Source organism: Caldimonas manganoxidans ATCC BAA-369, from assembly GCF_000381125.1.
GTDB lineage: Bacteria > Pseudomonadota > Gammaproteobacteria > Burkholderiales > Burkholderiaceae_C > Caldimonas > Caldimonas manganoxidans.
This window is the reverse complement of the sequence record NZ_KB905931.1, coordinates 19,186-41,586: the sequence shown is the minus strand read 5'-3', so window position 1 is coordinate 41,586 and position 22,401 is coordinate 19,186. Positions and strand designations below refer to the sequence as shown.

21 protein-coding genes and 1 riboswitch are annotated in these 22,401 nt (G+C 67.0%); of the genes, 5 read left to right on the top strand and 16 right to left on the bottom strand.

The window, feature by feature from the left end:
• The 3 genes from F615_RS17590 to F615_RS0102210 all read right to left on the bottom strand — a co-directional run bounded on the left by F615_RS17590 (position 1) and on the right by F615_RS0102210 (position 3,368).
• Positions 1 to 1,254: an HlyD family secretion protein gene (locus F615_RS17590; protein ID WP_051090167.1), complete on the bottom strand. Its 1,254-nt coding sequence runs from the start codon at positions 1,252 to 1,254 to the stop codon at positions 1 to 3.
• Between the two features lie 50 nt (positions 1,255 to 1,304).
• Positions 1,305 to 2,792, bottom strand: coding sequence for an efflux transporter outer membrane subunit (locus F615_RS0102215; protein ID WP_019559541.1), 1,488 nt, complete (start codon positions 2,790 to 2,792; stop codon positions 1,305 to 1,307).
• A gap of 63 nt (positions 2,793 to 2,855) precedes the next feature.
• Complete coding sequence (locus F615_RS0102210; RefSeq protein WP_245558308.1) at positions 2,856 to 3,368, bottom strand: MarR family winged helix-turn-helix transcriptional regulator; 513 nt, start codon at positions 3,366 to 3,368, stop codon at positions 2,856 to 2,858.
• Positions 3,369 to 3,405: 37 nt separating this feature from the next.
• Here F615_RS0102210 and F615_RS0102205 point away from each other — a divergent pair, with 37 nt between their 5' ends.
• The 4 genes from F615_RS0102205 to F615_RS0102190 are packed head-to-tail and all read left to right on the top strand — an operon-like array spanning position 3,406 to position 7,495.
• Positions 3,406 to 5,193 (top strand): ABC transporter transmembrane domain-containing protein, encoded by a 1,788-nt coding sequence (locus F615_RS0102205; RefSeq protein WP_019559539.1) that lies wholly within the window; start codon positions 3,406 to 3,408, stop codon positions 5,191 to 5,193.
• Positions 5,194 to 5,223: 30 nt separating this feature from the next.
• On the top strand, positions 5,224 to 6,039 hold the full coding sequence (locus F615_RS0102200; RefSeq protein ID WP_019559538.1) for a thymidylate synthase: 816 nt from the start codon (positions 5,224 to 5,226) through the stop codon (positions 6,037 to 6,039).
• 12 nt (positions 6,040 to 6,051) lie between these two features.
• Positions 6,052 to 6,933: a DMT family transporter gene (locus tag F615_RS0102195; protein WP_019559537.1), complete on the top strand. Its 882-nt coding sequence runs from the start codon at positions 6,052 to 6,054 to the stop codon at positions 6,931 to 6,933.
• A 31-nt stretch (positions 6,934 to 6,964) separates the two neighbouring features.
• Entirely contained in the window at positions 6,965 to 7,495 is a 531-nt protein-coding gene (locus F615_RS0102190) for a dihydrofolate reductase (RefSeq protein ID WP_019559536.1), read from the top strand.
• A gap of 1 nt (position 7,496) precedes the next feature.
• Here F615_RS0102190 and F615_RS19840 read toward each other — a convergent pair whose 3' ends face one another.
• The 6 genes from F615_RS19840 to F615_RS17580 form a co-directional block, all read right to left on the bottom strand.
• Entirely contained in the window at positions 7,497 to 7,646 is a 150-nt protein-coding gene (locus F615_RS19840; protein ID WP_211211774.1) for a hypothetical protein, read from the bottom strand.
• A gap of 80 nt (positions 7,647 to 7,726) precedes the next feature.
• Positions 7,727 to 11,791, bottom strand: a complete 4,065-nt coding sequence (cobN, locus tag F615_RS0102180; protein WP_019559534.1) for a cobaltochelatase subunit CobN — start codon at positions 11,789 to 11,791, stop codon at positions 7,727 to 7,729.
• Positions 11,788 to 12,111, bottom strand: a complete 324-nt coding sequence (locus F615_RS17585; RefSeq protein ID WP_019559533.1) for a DUF2149 domain-containing protein — start codon at positions 12,109 to 12,111, stop codon at positions 11,788 to 11,790. The genes cobN and F615_RS17585 overlap by 4 nt, the downstream gene beginning before the upstream one ends.
• Positions 12,108 to 12,572, bottom strand: coding sequence for a hypothetical protein (locus tag F615_RS0102170; protein WP_019559532.1), 465 nt, complete (start codon positions 12,570 to 12,572; stop codon positions 12,108 to 12,110). The genes F615_RS17585 and F615_RS0102170 overlap by 4 nt, the downstream gene beginning before the upstream one ends.
• A 9-nt stretch (positions 12,573 to 12,581) precedes the next feature.
• The gene (locus F615_RS0102165; RefSeq protein ID WP_019559531.1) at positions 12,582 to 13,121 is read right to left on the bottom strand and encodes a ZrgA family zinc uptake protein; all 540 of its coding nucleotides are present in this window, start codon (positions 13,119 to 13,121) and stop codon (positions 12,582 to 12,584) included.
• Positions 13,122 to 13,193: 72 nt separating this feature from the next.
• Positions 13,194 to 13,450, bottom strand: a riboswitch (cobalamin riboswitch).
• Entirely contained in the window at positions 13,448 to 13,786 is a 339-nt protein-coding gene (locus F615_RS17580; protein ID WP_019559530.1) for a hypothetical protein, read from the bottom strand. It overlaps the preceding riboswitch by 3 nt.
• Before the next feature lie 461 nt (positions 13,787 to 14,247).
• Between F615_RS17580 and F615_RS0102150 the strand changes: the two genes are divergently transcribed.
• Positions 14,248 to 15,012: an exodeoxyribonuclease III gene (locus F615_RS0102150; RefSeq protein WP_019559528.1), complete on the top strand. Its 765-nt coding sequence runs from the start codon at positions 14,248 to 14,250 to the stop codon at positions 15,010 to 15,012.
• Between the two features lie 18 nt (positions 15,013 to 15,030).
• Here F615_RS0102150 and ntrC read toward each other — a convergent pair whose 3' ends face one another.
• From ntrC to F615_RS0102115, 7 genes are all read right to left on the bottom strand, one after another.
• A complete protein-coding gene (gene ntrC / locus F615_RS0102145; RefSeq protein WP_019559527.1) occupies positions 15,031 to 16,533 on the bottom strand; it encodes a nitrogen regulation protein NR(I) in 1,503 nt (500 codons plus the stop codon).
• Between the two features lie 61 nt (positions 16,534 to 16,594).
• Positions 16,595 to 17,716 (bottom strand): nitrogen regulation protein NR(II), encoded by a 1,122-nt coding sequence (gene glnL, locus F615_RS0102140; RefSeq protein WP_019559526.1) that lies wholly within the window; start codon positions 17,714 to 17,716, stop codon positions 16,595 to 16,597.
• Between the two features lie 11 nt (positions 17,717 to 17,727).
• Positions 17,728 to 18,243, bottom strand: a complete 516-nt coding sequence (locus F615_RS0102135; RefSeq protein ID WP_019559525.1) for a hypothetical protein — start codon at positions 18,241 to 18,243, stop codon at positions 17,728 to 17,730.
• Between the two features lie 209 nt (positions 18,244 to 18,452).
• Positions 18,453 to 19,871, bottom strand: a complete 1,419-nt coding sequence (gene glnA, locus F615_RS0102130; protein ID WP_019559524.1) for a type I glutamate--ammonia ligase — start codon at positions 19,869 to 19,871, stop codon at positions 18,453 to 18,455.
• A gap of 221 nt (positions 19,872 to 20,092) precedes the next feature.
• The gene (locus tag F615_RS0102125; protein ID WP_019559523.1) at positions 20,093 to 20,908 is read right to left on the bottom strand and encodes a competence/damage-inducible protein A; all 816 of its coding nucleotides are present in this window, start codon (positions 20,906 to 20,908) and stop codon (positions 20,093 to 20,095) included.
• 36 nt (positions 20,909 to 20,944) lie between these two features.
• Positions 20,945 to 21,844: an EI24 domain-containing protein gene (locus F615_RS0102120; protein WP_019559522.1), complete on the bottom strand. Its 900-nt coding sequence runs from the start codon at positions 21,842 to 21,844 to the stop codon at positions 20,945 to 20,947.
• Entirely contained in the window at positions 21,841 to 22,401 is a 561-nt protein-coding gene (locus F615_RS0102115) for a DUF1415 domain-containing protein (RefSeq protein WP_198150858.1), read from the bottom strand. Before F615_RS0102115 ends, F615_RS0102120 begins: the two co-directional genes overlap by 4 nt.

Sequence of the window (22,401 nt, the reverse complement as noted above, 5' to 3'; positions counted from 1 at the left end):
TCAGGAATGCGCCCCGGAGGTGTGGCCTGCGCTGCGGCGGGCCGATCCGAGCTGCTGGCCGATGATGCGCTCCACCTCGGCCTGCGCCTGCGCCTCCACCTCGTCGAACACCGCGGTGCGAGCCACCGGCTCACGGCGCACGGCCTGTGCGAGCATGGGGCCGTCCTGCTTGGAGACATCCACCGTGGCCTCCATCGACAGACCCACGCGCAAGGGGTGCTGGGCCAGCTCCTGCGGGTCGAGCACGATGCGCACCGGCACCCGCTGGACCACCTTGATCCAGTTGCCCGTCGCGTTTTGAGCCGGCAGCAGCGAAAACGCCGCCCCGGTGCCCGCCCCCAGACCGGCAATCCTGCCGTGATACGACACCTGGCTGCCATACACGTCGGACACCAACGTGACGGGCTGGCCCAGACGCAGCCGCCGCAGCTGGCCTTCCTTGAAATTCGCCTCCACCCACACCCGAGCCAGCGGCACCACGGTCATCAAGGCAGCCCCCGGCTGCACCCGTTGCCCCGGTTGCACGCTGCGCTTGGCGACATATCCGTCCACCGGCGAGACCAGCTGCGTCCGTTTGTAGGCGAGATAGGCCTCGCGGACACGGGCAGCGGCGCGTTGCACCGTGGGATGCGAGGCCACGTCGGTGCCTTCGGTCAAGGCCCGATTGGCCTGCCACTGCTGGCGCGCCGCGTTCAGCGCGGCCTGCGCCGCCAGCATCGCACTGTGTGCGGCCTGGGCCTGCGCCTGGGCATGCTCGAATTCCTCCTTGCCCACGGCGCCGGTGACCACCAGCGGCATGCGGCGGTCCATGTCCTGCTGGACACGGGCCAGCTCTGTGCGAGCACGCGCCAGTTCGGCCTCGCGCAAAGCCATCTGCGCTTGCAGCGCCGCATCGTTGGCAAAGAGCATGCGCACTTCACGCACCGTCTGCGCCAGCTGGGCTTCGGCCTGCTCCAGCGCCACCCGCATGTCCGCCGGATCCAAGTCCACCAGCGGCTGGCCTGCACGCACCATCTCGGTGTCCTCCGCATGGATGGCCAGCACGGTGCCGGCCACTTGCGGCGTGATCTGCACCAGATCGCCTTGCACATAAGCGTTGTCGGTGCTTTCGTAGCGGCTGGCCACGGCCATGTCGTAGCCGGCCCAGGCCACGCCGGCCAGCGCCACCGCCAGGGCCACCGCCATCAGCCCACGCCGGCGGGCTGGGCCACGACCCACCGGTGCGGCAGGTGCTTCTTCGTGTGTCGCGTTCATCGAGATGAGTCCTGAATGAAAGAGTTGCAGCGAGGAAGAACACGCCCGTTTCAGCGTGAGGCCCCCGGCGGCGGCGCCTCGGCGCCGCCGGATGCGTCGGCTGATCGTGCGGCCGCAGGGGCGTGATAGCCTCCGCCCAGGGCGCGAGCCAAAGCAATGCGCGCGCTCAGTGCTCGCGCTTGCAGATCGGCCGCAAGCCGGCGCTGCGTCAACACATGGGTTTCGGCAGACAGCACCGTCAGCAAGGTGCCCAGCCCGGCGCGGTAGCGCTGCACAGCCAGCTCGAATGCCGTCTCGGCGGCCAGTTGTGCCTGGCGCTGCTGGGCCTGTTGCCGCTGGATCGCGCCCAGCGCCGTGATCTGGTCGGCCGTCTCGCGCAGCGCTTCCAGCAAGGCCGCGTTGTACGCCTCGACGGCGGCATCCAGCTCGGCGGTCTTGCCGCGCAACTGTGCCCGCAAGCGCCCGCCGTCCAGGATCGGCAATCGAACGGCCGGACCGATGCCGTACTGCGCGCTGCCGGCTTGCAGCAAGCGGTCCAGCCCCAGCGACGCCACCCCGGCAAAGGCCACCAAATTGACATTGGGATAGAACTGCGCCCGCGCCACGGCCACCTCCTGCACGGCCGCCTCCACCCGCTCGCGCGCGGCCTGCAGATCGGGCCGGCGCCCCAGCCAGTCCGCAGGAATCACGCTGGGCACGACCGGCTCTCGCAACGCCTGCAGACGCGGGGCCAGCCGGGCCAGCGCCTCGGGCGGCTGCACCGTCAGCGCCGCCAAGGCATGGCGCGTCTGGGCGATCTGCTCGTCCAAGGCTTCGATCTGCTGCCGCATCTCGGGCAAGGCCGCTTCGCCCTGAGCCAATTCGACCTGGCTGTCCAGCCCCACCGCCACACGCTGCCGAATCAGCTGCAACACCGTCTCTCGCTGCGCCAAGGCCCGTTGTGCCACCTCCTGCTGCGCCAGCAAACGGGCCAGCTGCACATAGGTCTGCGCCACCTGCGAGGTCAGCAACAGCTGCGCGGCCGCTGCTTCGGCCTGCGCCGCACGCACCTGCCCCAATGCCGCTTGCAGCGCTGCACGGTGTCGGCCGAAGAAATCGATCTCCCACGCGCCGCTGAGCTGCAGCGTGGCGCTGGTGGCCATCGAGCCGGCCAGCGGTGGCGGCACCATGCCATGGTCGGTATACCGCTGGCGCGTTGCCTCCAAGCCGGCTTGCAGCTGCGGCTCGCCAGCCGCATCCGCCGCTTGGGCCGCCGCCCAGGCGCCGCGCAGACGGGCGCGCGCCATGCCCAGGCTCGGGTGGCCCTCGATCGCACGGGCCACCAAGCCGTCCAGCGCCGCATCGCCCAGGTCCTGCCACCAGCGATCCGACAGCGCCGCCCTCGCGCCCTCCTCAGGCACCCCCAAGGCCTCGGCCTGCACCAGCCGAGCGCTGGGCTCGATCCCGGCCGGGCTGGCGCATGCCACCAAGACGGCGGCACTCCACAGCGCCGCCCCGGCCCCCCAGGGGCGAGCCCGGGGCCGCTTCAAAACTTGCATGGGCTTTGTTTGCATAGGCAACTATATCGGCGAACAAAAGGCCTCACCCTGCGCCACCGGCCCCTACTGCAGGGCTTGCGCGTTGGCGAGCATACGGTTCAACAACCGCTTCAGCGTCTCGAATTCCTGCGGCGAAAAGCCGGCCAGCAAGCGATTCATCACCTCCACCAACACCGGCCGAACTGCGTCGGCCAGACGCTCACCCTCGGCCGTGAGCTGCAAGTGCACCACGCGCCGATCCTCGGTGGAGCGCACGCGACGGCACAAACCTTTGGCTTCGAGCCGATCGATCATCCGCGTCATGGCCCCGGGATCCACGTCCATCGACCGCGCCAACTCGGCCAGCGTGGGCGTCTGGCATGTGCGGATGCGAATCAAGGGCACCCATTGCGCATGGGTCAAACCATGCTGGGCCAAGCGGCGGTCGATCGCCTGACCGGCGCGAGCCAGCACCATGCGCATCAAATAGCCGATGCTGTCTTGCGCGCTGTACCGCTCGACACTGTAAAAATTGGCCTCGGAAGGCGAACCGTCCGTCATGATCACTATAATATTTGCATAAGCAATCAATGTCAAGGCAAGTATTTGCCGGCCCGCGGCATCCCCTCCTCCGATGAACACCCCCACCCCGGCCGTACGCCGCCTGTCCACCTTGCGCCAGCTGGCACCGTTCGTGCGCCCCTACCGCCGACGTGTGGCCGCCGCAGCGTGCTTTCTGGTGCTGGCAGCGCTGACCACCCTGGTGTTGCCTATGGCCCTGCGCGGCCTGATCGACCAAGGGCTGGTGGACACCCCGGGGCCGCAGCGCTTGTTGGCGCTGCAAAGTCATTTCGCCGAACTGTTCGCCGTCGGCGCGGCCTTGGGCCTGTTCTCGGCCGCACGCTACTACCTGGTCAGCTGGTTGGGTGAACGCATCACGGCCGATCTGCGTGCCGCGGTGTATCGGCACGTGATCGGCCAAAGCCCCGAATTCTTCGAGACGACGCGCAGCGGCGAAGTGCTCTCGCGCCTGAGCACCGACACCACGCTGGTGCAAACCGTGGTGGGCTCCAGCCTGTCCATGGGCTTGCGCAACTTGCTGATGGGATGCGGGGCGCTGGTGATGCTGATCGTCACCAACCCTCACGTGATGTCCCAGGTGCTGGGCCTGTTGCTGCTGCTGGTGCTGCCTGCGCTGGCGATCGGCCGGCACGTGCGCAAGCTGTCTCGCGCCAGCCAAGACCGGGTGGCCGACTTCAGCGCCATCGCCGCCGAAACGCTCAACGCGGTCACCGTGGTGCAGAGTTTCACGCAGGAAGCGCATGAAGCCCGTCGCTTCGGCCATGCGGCCGAGCAGGCCTTCCACACGGCGGTGCGGCGCACCCAGGCACGATCCGTGCTGGTGGCCTTCATCATCATTGGCACCTTCGGCGCCTTGCTTTGGGGGCTGTACCAAGGCACCGAGGCAGTGCTCACCGGCCAAATCACCCCGGGCCACTTGGGGCAGACGGTGGTCTACGTGGTGCTGCTGGTCAGTTCGGTGGCCGTGCTGGCCGAGGTCTGGGGCGACTTGCTGCGCGCCGCCGGCGCGACCGAGCGCCTCATGGAGCTGCTGGCCACCCGCTCACCGATCCAGGACCCGGCAGCCCCGCGCGGCCTGCCTGCCGTGCGCGGCGGCTCCTCGATCCGGCTGGAGCATCTGCGCTTCGCCTACCCGTCGCGCCCGCAGACGCCCGCCCTGCAGGACGTGAGCCTCGTGGTGCACCCCGGGGAAACCGTGGCCCTGGTGGGGCCCAGTGGGGCAGGCAAGAGCACGCTGTTTCAGCTGCTGCTGCGCTTTTACGATGCCCAGCAGGGACGCATCGAGATCGACGGTGTGCCCATCACCGACATCGCCTTGCACGAACTGCGCGCGCGCATCGGTTGGGTGCCGCAAGACAGCGTGGTCTTTTCCGCCAATGCCCTGGAAAACATCCGCTATGGACGGCCCCAGGCCAGCGATGAGGAAGTGATGGCGGCCGCCCGTGCCGCCCATGCCGACGAGTTCCTGCGCGCGCTGCCGCAGGGATATCTCACGTTCTTGGGCGAGCGCGGCGTGCGCTTGTCCGGCGGACAGCGCCAGCGCCTGGCCATCGCGCGAGCCCTATTGAAGAACCCGCCCCTGCTGTTGCTGGATGAGGCCACCAGCGCCCTCGACGCCGAAAGCGAGCGCCTGGTGCAAGCCGCCTTGGACGAACTCATGCGTGGCCGCACGACGCTGGTGATCGCTCATCGCCTATCCACCGTGCAACGTGCCGATCGCATCGTGGTGCTGGACCAGGGGCGCATCGTCGAGGTCGGCACGCATGCCGAACTGATCGCACGCGGCGGCCTGTACGCGCAGCTGGCCGCCCTGCAACTGGCCAATGCGAACCCTGGATAATCGGTGGTTTCGCCCCCCACCCAGCCGCCCATGACCCCCGCTCGCCCCATCCGCACCCAGTACGAAGACTTCATGCGCCACGTCTACACCCACGGCGTGGCCAAGACCGACCGCACCGGCACCGGCACACGCAGCGTCTTCGGCTACCAAATGCGCTTCGACCTGAACGAAGGCTTCCCGCTGGTGACCACCAAAAAAGTGCACCTGAAAAGCGTCATCCTGGAACTGCTGTGGTTCCTGCGTGGCGACAGCAACGTGCGCTGGCTGCAAGAGCGCGGCGTGACCATCTGGGACGAATGGGCGCGCGCCGATGGGGATCTCGGCCCCATCTATGGCGTGCAGTGGCGCTCCTGGCCCACGCCCGACGGTGGCCACATCGACCAGATCGCCGAGGTGGTTCGGCAGCTCAAGACCGACCCCGACTCGCGCCGCATCATCGTCAGCGCCTGGAACGTGGCCGATCTGCCGAAAATGGCGCTGGCACCGTGCCATGCCTTCTTTCAGTTCTACGTGGCCCAAGGCCGCCTGAGCTGCCAGCTCTACCAACGCAGCGCCGACATCTTCCTGGGCGTGCCTTTCAACATCGCCAGCTATGCCTTGCTGACCCACATGCTGGCCCAGCAGTGCGACCTGGGGGTGGGCGAGTTCATCTGGACCGGCGGCGACTGCCACATCTACAACAACCATTTCGAGCAGGTCGAGCTGCAACTGTCGCGCACGCCCTATCCCTATCCGGTGCTGCGCCTCAAGCGCCGACCGGCATCGATCTTCGACTACGAGTACGAGGACTTCGAGGTGCTGGACTACCAACACCATCCGGCCATCAAGGCGCCGGTGGCCGTCTGAGCCCCCGCGGTCATGCTGACCCGTCGCCAGCTCGGCGCGCTGGTGCTGCTCACGCTGATGTGGGGGCTGAACTGGCCGATGATGAAGTTCTCGCTGCGGGAACTCTCGCCCCTGTACTTTCGCGCCGTCACGATGACCGGCGGGGCCTTGATGCTGCTGGCCTTCTACCGCTGGCGCGGCGTGCGCTTCGCGCTGCCGCCCGGCGAATTCACCCGCATCGCCTGGCTGGCGTTGCCCAACATCCTGGGCTGGCACCTGTTCTCCATCCTGGGGGTGCAGGAGCTGGCCTCGGGCCGCGCGGCCATTCTGGGCTTCACGATGCCGATCTGGACGGTGCTCATCGCCGCCCTGCTCTTTGGCGAACGCCTCGGCCGCCGGATCTTTCTCAGCGTGGTCTGTGGCGCGGCAGCCGTGGGCCTGCTGGTGGCGCAAGAGTTCACCGTGTTGGCGGGCCGGCCGGTGGGCATCGTGTGGATGCAAATCGCCGCCTTCAGCTGGGCCCTGGGCACCGTGCTGATGCGCCGCACGACCAGCACCATGCCCACCGAGGCCCTCACGGTGTGGATGATGGGGATGGGCTCCGTGGCCTTCTGGATCCTCGCGCCGGTGATGGAGCCCGCGCCGCACTGGCGCTTCAGCACGCCGATGTGGTGGTCGCTCGTCTGGGGCGCCACCATCAACTACGGCTTTGCGCAAATCATCTGGTTCGGCATGGCACGCCGCCTGCCGCCGGCGGCCAGTGCGTTTTCCATCATGGCCGTGCCGCTGATCGGCACCGGCTCGGCCACTCTCATCGTGGGCGAAGTGCCGCACTGGCCCGACCTGGCCGCCGCCGGGCTGATCATGGTGGCCATCGGCAGTGCCTTGTTACCAGCTCGCACGCGCATGCGATGACGTCCGGCCCGGCTCAGGTCACAATGCAGGCATGAGCCAAGCTCTTCCATCGGACCGCCCGCAGATCGCCCTCATCGCCGCCGTGGCGCGCAACGGCGTGATCGGTCGCAACAACCAGCTCGCGTGGCATCTGCCCGAAGACCTGCAGCACTTCAAGCGGGTCACGATGGGCTGCCCCGTGCTGATGGGGCGCAAAACCTACGAGTCCATCGGTCGGCCACTGCCAGGCCGGCGCAACGTGGTCATCACCCGCAACATCCATTGGGAAGCCCCAGGCATCGAGGAAGCCCCCTCCTTCGAAGCTGCGCTGGAGCTCCTCAAGCACGCCACCAAGATCTACGTGATCGGCGGCGCCCAGGTCTATGCCGAAGCCCTGCCCTGGGCCGACGAGCTGGTCCTCACCGAGATCGACCACGACTTCGAGGGCGACACCTACTTTCCCGTCTGGGACCGCGCAGCCTTCACCGAAGTCGCACGCGAAACCCATACCTCGCCCGAAGGCTGGCGCTACCACTTCGTGACCTACCAGCGCCGCCCGCCCCCCGTGCCCGACGAGCCCTGATTCAGATGGCGCCCACGGGTTCGGCCGCGGCGGCCTTCGCTGCAGGGACTTCGGCCCAGCCGGATTCGCCGAAGCGCAACACCCGCGACGACACCGCAGTCGCGATGTCGTCATCGTGCGTCACCAGCACCAGCGCCGTATTCAGCTGCACCAACTGGCGCCCCCCACGATCCAGCGGCGTGGCACGCCAGCAACCCCAGCGTGATGAAGGACCAAGAGCTTCGGAATACGTCAGACGGCGTAGGTCCGCCTTGCGCGTTGCCACTGCTGCACAGCGCCACCCAAGACCAGGCCGAGCATGAGCATCAGTGCCAGCCAAGCCGTCAGCGCTTCGGCCGGGCTCTGCGATGGCCCTGACACGGGTTCCAGCCTCTCACCCTTGACCGGCACCCACGTGGCGGTGGCATCCGCCGCGGCCGGTGCAGCCTGCGGCGGCGCCGACATGGGCTGCAACATGGGCTGCACCGAGGCGGCTTCGGCCCCGCGGGAGACGCCTCGCGCGCCATGCGCGGCCGCAGCCGTCAGGGCACGGTCCACCCAGGCGCGCACGCCGGCGAGCTCCTGGTACAAGGGCGCTTGGCGCGTCAGCTCACGATAAAGCTCGGCCAGTGCGCGGCTGGTGGCCGCATCGGGCGTCCAGTGACCATGCCGCTGCGCCTGGATCAACCGTTCGATCACCTGGGCATAGGCCTGTGGATGGCTGCGCAGCCAACTGGCCACGCCCAGCCCCAGCCGGTCCTTCACATACACCTCGTGCAGGCTTTGCCAATGGTCGGGGCGCACCACGCCTTCGGTCACGCTTTGCCAGCCCCAGAGGAACTGCACGGCCTTGAGCACCTGCAAGGTACCCGCGTAGCCCTCGTCCTTCTGCGCCCTCACCCATCCAGGATGCAGGTAGCGCGATTGCATCTCCAGCGCCACGCTCTGCGCGGCCGTCTGGGCATGGGGCTCATCGGCGTTGTGCAATTGGTGCACGAACAAGGGCAAGGGCTCCGATCGGCCCGCCCGACGGGCCGCCGCGGCCAGTCCACCGAGGTACTGGAACGGGTCGTCGGAGGTGACCATGCCGTACAGATGCGAGCTGCGCGACAGTATCGCGGCATCGGCCCGCTTCAACTGCGCCCCAAAGGCGCGCGCAGCCTGCATCGCGTCGATGTCCGGCACGGGCTCTCCGCCGAGGTAAGGCTGCCCCATGCGTTGCAAAAACAGCTCACCCAGCCGATCGTCCCGCGCTTGCAACCGGTCGTCCTGGACGGCCTCGCTCAGCCCCGTGCCGTAGTCGCCCATCGCATTGCCAAACACGCGCGCCTGCCCCAGCCGCTGTGCTCGTTCCGCCGGCACGCCCTGGCGCTGCAGCTCATCGGCCACGGCTTGGCTGTGCTGCGCCACCACACCGCCCGGGTCGGCCGCGCCGACCTGCGCCACCGCGGCATCGATCAGGGCCATCAGCGCCGGAAACTGATCGCGATAAGACCCCGTGACGCTGAGCAGGACATCGACCCGAGGCCGCCCCAGTTGCTCATCGGGAATCACCTCCACGCGCGTGGGGCGCCCTGCGGCATCCCACACCGGCCGCACACCCAAGGCCACCAGGGCCTGCGCCTCCATGATCCCATGATGGCGCAGGGTTTCGCCGGCCCACAGGGACAACACGAGCCGCCGGGGCGCACGCCCCGCATGGGCCTGGCGCCACTGGGCCAGCCATTGCTCAAAGAGCACTTGCGCCACCGTGTAGGCCTGGCGTGTGGGCAAGCGGCTGGGGTCCAACCCGGTGAGGTTGCGCCCGGTGGGCAGGCTGTCGGGGTTGCGCAGCGGATCGCCTCCATAGGCGGCTGGCACGAAGCGCCCTTCCAGCGCGGCCAGCAGGCCGTTGAGTTCATTCTCGGTGGCATAGAGCCGGTCCAACGCCTGCGCCTGCTCGGCCAGCGCGCGCAATGCCTCGCGGTCGATGGCATGCACGGCCGCCCGGTTGGGCACGGTGCTGGGCGGAGCCGTTGGCCGCAGATCGAGCTGGCTGGCGGCCTGCGCATCGCGCAGCGCCACATCCAGCCAGCGCATCGGGCGCGACTGGGCCAGCTGCCGATGATCGATCAGGAAGGTTTCGTCCACGTCCTCGCCCAGCGCATCCAGCAGCGGGGTGCGCAGCGCCTGCAGCACCATCGCGCGCCGCGCGGACTCCTCAGGCGCGCGTCCGAACACGGCCAAGCCCTGCGGTTGGCTGGCATGGGCCAGCTGGTCCAACCACGGGTGCAGCACTTCGAGGAATTCATCCAAGCGAGCATGCAGCTGATCGACCGTCCACTTCAAGTCGAGGTGTAAACGATGCTCGACGATCGAGTCCACCAGGCGCTGGCCGATGTGCTGTTTCGTCGGACCGGCATCGGCCATGGCCCAGTCGTGCATCAGCTCATGCAGTTGTGCCATCGGCGGCGACAAGGCGGTGGTGGACAGCACCGGCGTGCGGTGACTGACCAACAACGAGCGGCCCCGGCGCTTGGCGGTGAGCGCCTCGCCGAGGTTGTCGACGATGTAGGGATACACCACGGGCACGTCCCCCAGTGGCAAAAGCGCATCGTCATGCACGTCCAGCCCGCGCGCCTTGCCATTGGCCCATTCCTGCGTGCCGTGGGTGCCGAAGTGGATCACCGCATGGGCTTGTCGAGCCCATAGGTAAACCGCCAGGTAATGGTGTGAGACGGGCTCGCGGCTGCGATGCATGAAGGGGTTTTGACCATGACGCAAGGTTTCTTCGCGCGGCGGCTGCGGCAGCACCGACAAGTGTCCGGCCCGCATGCGGGGAATCACGAACACCGGCTCGCCCCGCCAGGACACCACATAACGACTGGCCGCAGGTTCGCCCCAGCGGGCCGCGATGCGCGCACGCACCGGCTCGGGCAGCGTGCGCCACCAGGCGAGATACTCGCGCAGCGGCAAGGCGGCGGCTTGGTCCTTGCGCAGCAAGTCGATCAGATCCGCCTCTGGATAGTAGGCCCGCAACAGCGGACGCAGCCCCTCGATCCACTCGGCCTCGCGGGTCGGCCGCACCGCGTAGCCCGCCTCGGCCAGCGCGGTGCTCACCACTTCCAAGCTGCGCGGCACATTGAGAAACGACGCCCCGAAGTGGCTGCCACCGGGCGGATAGTTGTAGACCATGGCCACGAGCTGCTTGTGCGCTGCCGGGGTGTCGCGCAGCGCCAGCAGGCGCCGCGCCTTGTCCACCACCGCCTGAGCCTGGCGCTCGATCAACTCGACCTGCCGCCCCCCATCGGCATGGGCCGTCACCACCACCGGGTCGATCGCGCCGGCCGCCTCGGGTTGCACCAGATAGAACGGGGCATCCGACAATTTCAGACCCGTCGGGTCGCGCTCCCAGGCACCGGTGGGGCCATGCCGATAAGGCTGCGTGGCCAGCACCGGCACGTCCCAGGTTTGAAACAAGGACTGCAGGGCCGCCGACTGCGAACTGATCTGATGCAAGACCACCAAGCGCGGCGGTGCGGCGCCCAGCACATCGCGCAGCCCGCCGGCATCGAGCTGCTGACCAAAGACGGCATAGGCATCCAGGCCTTGGGCCTCGAAGAGCTTTAACCAGCGGTCCAGCCAGACGGTGTCCCCGTCGATGAAGTGATGACGATGCACCAGCACGGCCACCTCGCTTCGATGCCCGCGCTCGCCCCGCCAGCGGCGCCACTCCTGGACATCGGCGAAAAAGCCCGTCGCCTGCGGGTGATAAAGGCCCCGCAAGGGCCAAGCCTGCGGCGCGGGCAGATCCGACGCGAGCGCCGCCACATCACAGCCACCGCAGTCCAACCAAGCCTCACCCAACTGCAAGGCATGACGCAGGTTCGCCCTCCCGCCAGCGCGCAAATAAGCCGCCATGCGGCCGCCCACGTCCTCGGCGACGGTGGCGGCGGGCTCGTGCGCGAGGATCCACACCAGACGACCTGGGTGCTGGCGCGCATGCGCATCGAACAGCGCACCGAACGAGCGCTGCAGCCGCCCCAGCACCGTGGCATGCGGCGCATCGACCCACACCAGGTCGGCGCGCTCCAGCGCTTCGGCCATGGCCTGCCGTTGCGCCGGCTCGCGGGCCGGGTCGTCCCGCAAGGGATGGTCCAGGTGCAGCACCTGCCAGCCGCGCTCGGCCGCAACACGCTCGACCTGCGCGGTGCGAGACGCCGGCGTCACCTCCATCGTCACCCACAGCAAGGTACGCGCCTGCACCGCGCTGCCAAGCCCAAGCCCACAGACCCATCCCAGCGCGACCACGTGCAGCCAACGGTGCCAGACGCTCATCGGGACGCTGACGCGTCCGGGGCGGACGCGACTTCAGGGACATAGACGATGCTGCCATCGCGCAGCCGATAAGCCACGCCGGCGCGTACCCCCTGGCCTTCGCCGGTCGAGCCGCTGCCGCGATAGCGCACCTCCCGGCCCGGCTCTCGCACCACGAGGTCCGGCGCTGCGTCGCCCTCGGCCATGGCCTCATGCTGCCGAGCCATGCTCACGGCAATCAGCAAGGCCACCACCAAGACCAAGAACACGTCCACCAGGTTGATGGCCGACGACATCGGATCGTCGTCCTCGTCGAAGACCTCGAAATGGCGCAGGCTCATGCCCCCTCCTGCGCGCGCGCCCGCTTCACCGCCAGCAGCTCGGCCAGCAGCCAGCGCCGGCGCACCGAATGCAGCACCAAGCCCAAAGAGGCGGCCGTCAACGCCAACACCACGCCCGCAAATGCTCCACTGAACACCGACAAGGCCGCACGTCCATCCCCATGCGCCACGCTCTGCAAGGCCGGGCCCAAGGGGATCATGGTGGCGATCAGCCCCAGCATGGGCGTGACCCGACTGAGCAGCCGCAAAGGCTCCACACGGGCCAAGGCCTGCAGTTCCAATTCCTCCAGCGTCAAGGCATCGACACCGCGCAACAAGGCAAAGCCCCGCACGCGGCGCTGCCAAGCCTCCATCGCCACCACCCCGGTCATCCACAAGGCATAGGCCAAGGCACAAGCCAACAACACCAGCACCGGCGTCAGCAACCACTGCACGATGTGCAGGAAACCCAGCTCCAGCATGTGTCCCCCTCAGAACGTCAGCGCCGGAAAGCGCGGGCGCACCGTGACCGTCTTGCGCCCCTGCGGCGTGATGAGCTGCACACGCAACTGCTTCAAGCCGGGATGATCGGCAAACGCGGTGAACACCACCGCTTGCAGCGCCTCGGGACGGTGGCAGCGAAACTGCACGCGGTACACGATGTTGGGAATGTCGCCCATCGGGTCGGCCTGCGTCAGCTCGGGCATGAGGTCATGGCCCAGAACGCGGCAGTCGGCTTCGGCAGCGGGTTGAATGAACTGGGTCGGGTCCTGCAGTCGGGCCTTGAAGGCCCGCCACACCTGCTCCTGCTCGGCGCCCTGCGGCGGGTAGTCATAGCCAAGAAAGCTCTCCAACGGCACATCGAAACTGGCCGTCAGGTGGTGGCCTTCTATCACCAGACGCACCGTACCATGGCCGTGGCTGTGACTGCCATGCGCCCAGACGGTGGAGGCAAGCACCAAAGACAGCCCCGCGCAAAGACGGGCTCCGGTGCGCGACACCCGACGCGCGCGACGAAACGACTCGAACATGACGGTCGCTGCAAAGAGATCCGCTCTCACCGCCTTCCCCGACGGTGCATGAGCCTCACGGCCCAGCACATTGGCCGGGCCACCCTGTTGGCCGGTATCCGGGCTGGTGGATGCAACCTTCATCGCCTTCCCGGCGATGCGCTAGGCGCATCACCAGTGGCTTGCCAGATGAAAGCTGGAGCGTGCCAGCAAGGACACGGTCTCCGTCCACTTACCGTTGCGGGGGCAGCGCTGGTTAGGTGCGACCGGCATGGGACGGCACCCCCCAGCTTCCCGTTGAACTGCAGCGCATGAACTGCACTGCGAGCACCGACCGTCGTATCCTATCAGCCCGGACCGGGTCGATCGATGACCATCCATGCCGCGCGCGAGCGTTCGCGCAACAAAGACTGCAGGTGCTGGACCAGGCCTTCGATGCGCCGGCTCAGCTCCATGCGCCGCGGCAAGCCTGGCAGCGCGGCTTCCCACTGACGGCGCTCTTCTTGCGCGATGGCCAAGGCCGTTTGCTGCACGATCACGGCAGCGCGCAAGCGCATCACCTCGGCCTCCAAACATTGGATCCGCCGCGACTGCTCCCGCAGTTGCGCACTGCAGCGGGTTTGAACCTGCCCATACAAGGCCACCAAGGCGCGATGCTCTTGCGCCAGCGTTCCCACGTCGACCATGGCTGACTCTCCCATTCATGAGGCCGCGGACACCCTCGGCGTCCAAGAGGCCATCGCAGAACCCCAGATAACTTGCGAACGATTCTCATTTGTGTTTATACTGCACGTCAAGTCATCGCCCTGCCCTCAGCAGGGCCCCGACGCCGGTCATCGTGGGGCGATCCGGGGCTGCAAGCCCTTGATCGTTTTGGCCAGCCAAAGGCGGGTGCACACCCGTCTGGTAGCCAGGCTTCTTTTTGATCAGGCTTCTTTTTGATCCCCTCATCGTGGGCCGGCGCCACTGGCCTCGGTCATGACTGGGGCATGGGCTCGCTTTGCATGGGGGCCAGCGCCGGGTGCTGGCTCGGACGGCGCGGCCAGACCGTCCACGTCTTGGGCGCTGCAGTGCGGCCATCGAGGCCGGTTGCGGTTCGGTGTGCAGCGTCTAAACTCCTCGTCCCACCTCTTGCACCCCACACCCGATGCAACTTGCCACCTGGAATGTCAACTCCCTGGCCGTGCGCCTGCCCCAGGTGCTGGACTGGCTGCGTCAGCAGCAGCCCGACGTGTTGGTGCTGCAGGAAACCAAGCTGACCGATGACAAGTTTCCGCACGCCGAATTTGCACAGGCCGGCTACTGCGCGCAGTGTTTCGGCCAAAAGACCTACAACGGCGTGGCCTTGCTGAGCAAAACGCCCGCCCAAGACGTGGTGCGCAACATCCCTGGCTTTGCCGACGAGCAGGCCCGCGTCATCGCCGGCACGGTGGGCGAGCTGCGCGTGATCGGGGCCTATGTCCCCAACGGACAGGCCCCGGGCACCGACAAGTTCGACTACAAAATGCAGTGGATGCGCGCCTTGCGCGACTGGGTGCGCGAGGAATTGAGCCGCCACCCGCGGCTGGTGCTGATGGGCGACTACAACATCGCCCCCGAAGACCGCGATGTGTACGACCCGGTCGCCTGGGCCGGACAGATCCATTGCACGCCCGAAGAACGCGAGCAGTTTCGCCAACTACTGGCCCTGGGCTTGCACGATGCCTTCCGGCTCTTCGAGCAGCCGCCCAAGAGCTGGTCGTGGTGGGACTACCGCAACTTGGCGTTTCGCAAGAACCAGGGCCTGCGCATCGACCACATTCTGGTCAGCGAAGCGCTCAAGCCCAGGGTGAGGGCTTGCACCATCGACAAAACCCCGCGGAAAAACGAGCGCCCCAGCGACCACGCCCCGGTGCTGGCCCACCTGGACTGACGGCTCGCGGTCAGCCCCTCATGACTCGTCCAGACCGAGTTCCTGGATCTTGCGGGTGATGGTGTTGCGCCCGATGCCCAGCTTCTGAGCCGCCTCGATACGCCGTCCGCGCGTCAGCTCCAGCGCCGTGTGGATGAGCCGAGCCTCGAAGCGGCGGCTCAAGGTATCCCACACATTGGGCTGCCCGGCCAACAGCAGATCGCGGGCTTCGCGCTCCAAATCGCGCAGCCAGTCACCGGCCGGGGCGCTGGCCGCCTCGCCAGGCGCTGGGGGCTGCACTGCGGCAGTGGCCCCAGCGCCCACCACGGCCGTCGCGCTGGGCGGCACCGGCGGCAGCACCGACACCGCCGGCTTGGGCGACAGCGTGGCCTCGCCCAGCAGTTCAGGCGGCAAGTCCTTGGCCTCGATGACCTGCGCCGGCGCCATTACGGTGAGCCAGTGGCAGATGTTTTCGAGCTGACGCACGTTGCCCGGAAAGTCGAAGCTGAGCAAACGCTCCAGCGCCGCATCGGAAATGCGCTTGGCCTCCACCCCCAATTCCTTGGCGCTTTTTTGCAAGAAGTAGCGTGCCAGCGTGGGAATGTCTTCGCGCCGCTCACGCAGTGGCGGCAGGCGCAGGCGAATGACGTTGAGACGATGGAACAAGTCCTCACGGAACACCCCCTGCCGGACACGCTCTTCCAAGTTTTGATGCGTGGCGGCGATCACCCGCACATTGCTGCGCAGCGGGTTGTGACCCCCGACCCGATAAAACTGCCCATCGCTGAGCACGCGCAACAGGCGTGTTTGCAGGTCGAAGGGCATGTCGCCGATTTCGTCGAGGAAGAGCGTGCCGCCATCGGCCTGCTCGAAGCGGCCGCGCCGTGTCGTCTGCGCGCCGGTGAACGCCCCACGCTCGTGGCCGAACAGCTCGCTTTCGAGCAAATCCTTCGGAATGGCCGCAGTGTTGATGGCGATGAAGGGCCCGCTGGCGCGCGGGCTGTGCTTGTGCAGCGCACGCGCCACCAGTTCCTTGCCCGAACCGCTTTCGCCCGTGATCAAGACGGTGACATTGCTCTGGCTGAGGCGACCAATGGCGCGAAAGACGTCTTGCATCGCTGGGGCTTGGCCCAGCATCTCGGGCACCTGCGCCAAGCGCTCGTCGCGCACCTCCTCACGCAAGCTTTCGTCCACCGCGCGGCGGATCAGCTCCACGGCCTTGGGCAGATCGAAAGGCTTGGGCAGGTATTCGAACGCCCCGCCTTGGAAGGCGGAGACGGCGCTGTCCAAATCGGAGAAGGCCGTCATGATGATGACCGGCAGCCCCGGATGACGCTCCTTGACCCGTGCCAGCAAGTCGATCCCCGAGCCGCCGGGCATGCGGATGTCCGACACCAACACTTGCGGCTCATCGTCTTCCAGCGCGGCCAGCACGTCGCGCGCGTTGGTGAAGCTGCGCACCGGGAGGGCCTCGCGTGCCAGGGCCTTTTCCAGCACGAAGCGAATGGATTGGTCGTCGTCAACGATCCAGATGGGTTTCATAGGGCTGCCGCCTGCGCTCCTCGCCTGTGGTCTGTGGGCCTGAGCCCCTCCCGGATTGTGCTCAGGGCAGAGGAATCAGGATCTTGAACACCGTGTGCCCAGGCTCGCTTTCGCATTCGATCGTGCCTTGATGTTGCTGCACGAAAGTCTGCGCCAGCGTCAGCCCCAAACCCGATCCGCCTTCGCGCCCCGACACCAATGGGAAGAAGATGCGATCACGGATCGACTCGGGCACGCCCGGGCCGTTGTCTTGGACATGCAATTCCAATGCCAGACGATAGCGCTGCTTGCCAATCGTGACTTGGCGCGCGATACGGGTGCGCAAGGTGATGCAGGCATCCCCCGCGGCGATGCGCTGGCTGAGCGCCTGGGCGGCGTTGTGGGCAATGTTGAGCACCGCCTGGATGAGCTGCTCACGGTCGCCCCGGAACTCCGGGATGGAAATGTCGTAGTCGCGCCGCACGGTCAGGCCCCGCGGGAACTCCGCCAGGATCAGCGACCGCACCCGCTCGCAGACTTCATGCACGTTCACATCGCCCACGACATGGGGTTTGCGGTGCGGCGCGAGCAGGCGATCGACCAGGGCTTGCAAGCGGTCGGCCTCGTGGATGATGACCTGGGTGTATTCGGCCAAGCCCTTGGATTCGACCTCCATTTGCAGCAACTGGGCGGCCCCACGGATGCCCCCCAAGGGGTTCTTGATCTCATGAGCGAGGTTGCGAATCAGCTCCTTGGTGGCTTGAGCCTGGTCCAGCGCACGTTCCTCGCGGTCCTGCCGGGTTTGCTGCTCGATCTCCACCAATTCGACCAACACCTGCTCGGGCTCGTCGGTTTGGGTGACGATCACGTGCACCGGCAGCCATTCGGTGGTCGCCGCACCCGGTGGGCGCCGCAACTGGGTCTCGAAGCGGCTGATGGAAAACTCATTGCGGGCCACGGCCGCGACGGTCTCGCGCACGATATCGGGCTCGACAAACCAGTCGAACAGCGAACCACGCAGCATGCTGCGTCGGGACAAGCCCAGCACGGTTTCGAAGGCCGCATTGACGAAGCGGCAACTGCCATCGGTGCGCACCAAGGCCACCATGGTGGCCAATTGGTCGAACGCCGCCACATGGGCCGACAGTGCCTGGGCAACATCGGCGCCATCAGGCGAGGCAACGCGGGCAGAGGACTCCGCCAAGGACCTGGACCTCAAGGCGCAGCCGGCAGCCGGGCCAACTCACGGCGGATGGAGGCGATGTCGGCCTCCTTGCGAGCGATGTCGGCCTGCAAAGCCGCCACACGGTCGAGATACTTCTGATAGTTGCGCTCGTCGCCGCGACGCTCGGGCTCGCCGTTGTTGTACTCCTTGCGCAATGCAGCCAAGGCTTCCTCCTCACGGCGCAGTTCGGCCTCCAGGATGCGCCGGGCATCGCTGTCACGGGCCCGCTGCTCGTTGGGGTCGATGCGCGGGCCGGGCGAAGCCGCAGCCGAACTCGTGCCACCGCCTGAGGGCCGGGCCGCCGCGGGGGGCGGCCGGCGCGACTCCACGATGGTCACATTGCCACCTTCGACCACGCGACAGCCTTTGGCCTCGGCCTCTTTGGGCGTGAGGGCATTGGTGAAATGGTTGCCTGGGCAACGGTAGACCGTCTGCGACCAGGCTGGCGCAGCAGACGTGATGCAGGCGGCCATCACCAGCAAGCGGCAGAAGTCGATTCGTGGCATGAGGTCAGTGCGAACGGGCTGTTCTGTCGTCTGAATAGACCTGGGCTCGGCCGCCGGGTTCACGGCTCGTCTGCGGCGTCGCCAAACCTGCAGTATCGGGCATCTGCGGCATCAGGGTCCAGCCATGCCTGCCTTGGAAAGCGACAAAGGGTGGCAAATGCCACCCTTCGTCACGCAAGCGGCTCCCTCGCAAGAGCCGTCGGTTGGCCTTACAGGCTGTAGTACATGTCGAATTCCACCGGGTGGGTGGTCATGCGGAAGCGCGTCACTTCTTGCATCTTCAGTTCGATGTAGGCATCGATGAAGGCATCGGTGAACACCCCACCCTTGGTCAGGAAGGCACGGTCTTTGTCCAGGTACTCCAGCGCTTGGTCGAGGCTGTGGCAGACGGTCGGGATCTTCGCGTCTTCCTCGGGCGGCAGGTGGTACAGGTCCTTGGTGGCGGCTTCGCCGGGGTGGATCTTGTTTTCCACGCCGTCCAGGCCGGCCATCAGCAGCGCCGCGAAGCACAGGTACGGGTTGGCCATGGGGTCCGGGAAGCGGGCCTCGATGCGGCGCCCCTTCGGATTGGCCACGTAGGGGATGCGGATGGACGCCGAACGGTTGCGGCTGGAGTAGGCCAGCTTGACCGGCGCTTCGAAGCCCGGCACCAGACGCTTGTAGCTGTTGGTGGTCGGGTTGGTGATGGCATTGAGGGCACGGGCGTGCTTGATGATGCCGCCGATGTAGTACAGCGCGAAGTCCGACAGGCCGGCATAGCCATCGCCCGCAAACAGGTTCTTGCCGTCTTTCCACACCGACTGGTGCACGTGCATGCCCGAGCCGTTGTCACCCACGATGGGCTTGGGCATGAAGGTGGCCGTCTTGCCATAGGCATGGGCCACGTTTTGGATCACGTACTTCTGCAGCTGCAGCCAGTCGGCACGTTGCACCAGGGTGCTGAACTTGGTGCCGATCTCCATTTGGCCGGCGTTGGCCACTTCGTGGTGATGCACTTCCACCGGAACACCCAGCTGCTCCAGGATCAGGCACATCTCCGAGCGCAGGTCCTGACCGGAGTCGACCGGGGGCACCGGGAAGTAGCCGCCCTTGACGGTGGGACGGTAGCCGGTATTGCCGTGCTCGTACTCCTTGCCGGTGTTCCAAGCCGCTTCTTCGGACTCGATCTTCACGAAGCAGCCGGACATGTCCACGTTCCAGCGAATGCTGTCGAACACGAAGAATTCGGGCTCCGGACCGAAGTAGGCCGCATCGCCGATGCCAGAGGACTTCAGATAGGCCTCGGCCCGCTTGGCCAGCGAGCGCGGATCGCGCTCATAGGGCTTGCCGTCGCCCGGCTCGATCACGTCGCAGGTCATGAAAAGCGTAGGCTCTTCGTAGAACGGATCGATGTTGGCAGTGTTGGGGTCAGGCATCAGCAGCATGTCCGAGGCCTCGATGCCTTTCCAGCCGGCGATCGAGGAACCGTCGAAGGCGTGACCCGACGTGAACTTGTCTTCGTCGAAGGCCGAGATGGGCACGGTGACGTGCTGCTCCTTGCCACGGGTATCGGTGAAGCGGAAGTCGACGAATTTGACTTCGTGGTCCTTCACCATCTTCATCACGTCGGCGACCGTCTTGTTGGCCATCAAATGCTCCTAGCGGATGTGTGTGAGGGGAAAGGGGAGGCCGAAGCACGGCCCGCGCGGGCAATTTAGCAGAAAGCATGCCAAGACCGACGCATTCCGGTGCATCGTCGGCACGACAACGGGTCGCAGCCCTCTCCCTGACCGCCCCCCCGCGACCTCCCTCGACCGCCACGGGGCATGGCGCCCTCAAGGCACCACAATAGTGCAATGAGATGCACCAATCAAGGGCTGGTCGCGGCCGCGTCTCGCACCAATTCGGGGCCCAATGACACGCCCAGTGCCCGCAGGCCGGCCAGCAAGTCGGCATAGGCTGGATTCACCGCATCGGGCGGCCCTTTGACCCCGAGTTCGATGTGCCGACCGTGCTCGGGATGATCGACGCTGGGCAGGCTGAACACCCGCACCTGGGGATGCCGCCCTTCGATGGACTCCATCAACGGGGTGAGGGTGGCCTCCATGCTGCCGTAGACGATGACCGAGCGCTCCGATCGGGGGCGGGCATGGAAGAGATGCCGGTACCGATGGTCCAGCACCCATTCCATCATCGGCCAGGCCATGACCGGGAAACCCGGCAAGAAATGCACATGCCCCACGGAGAAGCCGGGAATCTTGTTGTAGGGGTTGGGAATGATCGTCGCCCCCTCGGGAAAGACGCCCATGTTGAGGCGGTGGACGTTGTCGGGCCGATCGGGTTCGAAGGGCTGCCCTTGTTCGCGCGCCAGGTCGCGCATGCGCTCTTCGATGAGCGCTTTGGCCTGGGGATGCAACGCCAGCGGCACGCCCAGCGCACGCGCGGCGCATTGGCGGGTGTGGTCATCGGGCGTCGCGCCAATGCCCCCACAGCTGAACACCACATCACCGCTGGCAAAGGCGTCTTTGAGCGCGGCCTCCAGGCGCGGCGGGTCGTCACCCACGTACCGGGCCCAGCGCAGCGCCAGCCCGCGCTGCGACAGCAGCGCCAACAGCCGCGGCAGGTGCTGGTCCTGGCGCTTGCCCGAGAGGATCTCGTCGCCAACGATGATCAGTCCGAAGTCCATGAAAACCCTCGTGGATCGATGGGGGTGGCTGGGGGCTCAGTCCGGCGTCCCCGGCCCTGCGGGGGGCTCGAGCCGGCCCGCCCCAGGCACGGCCTCGGGAGGCGACACCGCGGGGGCCTCGACGGACGCAACGCAGGGATCGGCCTGGTGGCGCCGGCGCTCCAACGCCGCCAAGGCGTAGTGGATGAACCATAGCGAGGAAAACGCAAACACCAAGGTGTAAAGCCACACCGACACCACCACCAGCAGCGGCGCCAGGATGAAGGCCAAGGCGCCCAGCGCCCACAGCAAGGCCGGGGCAGCCCCAAGGTAGCCGCTGAGCAAGCCCATGCCCAGCAAGGGCCAGCGGTGTTCGCGCATGAGGGCGCGGCGCTCGGCGCGCTCGGCATGGTCGGCCAAGGCATCGAAGGCCAACACACGGTAGGTGAGCCAGCCCCAAATCAGCGGCGGCAACACCAGCGCCAGCGGTGGGATGAGCCACAGCGGCAGGCTGATCACCAAGGCGACCAGTGCCACCAGGGTGTGCCCCAGCATCCACAGGAGGGACCGCCAGAACGAGTCGCCTTGGCGACGCTGCAGCTGCGGGAAGCGTCGAGCGCCCACCAGGCGCACCAAGGCCGGCGTCATCAGGGCCGAGACGGCCATCAGCGACACCACGACGATCACCGGCACGGCCAGCGCCACCACGATCAATGGCGCCATCACCGCACGCAGGCCGGTGGCGCCCATCGATTCCAACCACAGCGTGAAGCTGTTCACCAGGGCCCAGCCTCGCAGCCAGGCATCCACCGCATCGACCGCGGCCTCCCAGTAGAACCAGCCCAGCACGAAACACAGACCGGCCGTCAGCAGCAGCGGCGCCAGTGACAACAGGATGACGCGCGGGTGCAGGCAGTAGGCCAGCGCGCGCCAGAATGCGTCCAGGATCAGGCTCATGAGTCGGTATCGTCCATCAGCCGGGCCCAGCCCTGTGGGCCCAGCCGTCGCAGCGTGGCTATGTTGGCTTCGTAAATGGCTTCCGGCGCGGGAAACGCGGCCACCGCCCGCTCGATGCTGGCTTCGCGCAGCAGGTGCAAGGTGGGATAGGGCGAGCGGTTGGTGGCATTGGCGATGTCCTCGGCCTCGGTGCCGGCAAAACGATAGTCGGGGTGGAAACTGGCCACTTGCAGCACCCCTTCGAGCCCCAGCTCGGCCACGGCGGCCTCGGCATCGTCGAGGAAATCGTTGAAGTCGAGGAAATCGGTCAACACATGCGGGTGGATCAGCAGGGTCGTGTCCACCGCCGCCGGATCGGCTTGCGCAAGCCACTGCAATTCGGCACGCAGGTTTTGCAACAGCGCCTCGGTCGTGGTGGCCGCACTCACCACCCAGCGGATCTGGCCACGAACATGCACCGCCTTGGCAAAGGGGCACAGATTCAGCCCGATCACGGCCCGCTCCAGCCAGTGGCGGGTGCGGGCGATCACCTGCTCCTCGGTCATCGGGTCGGTCAT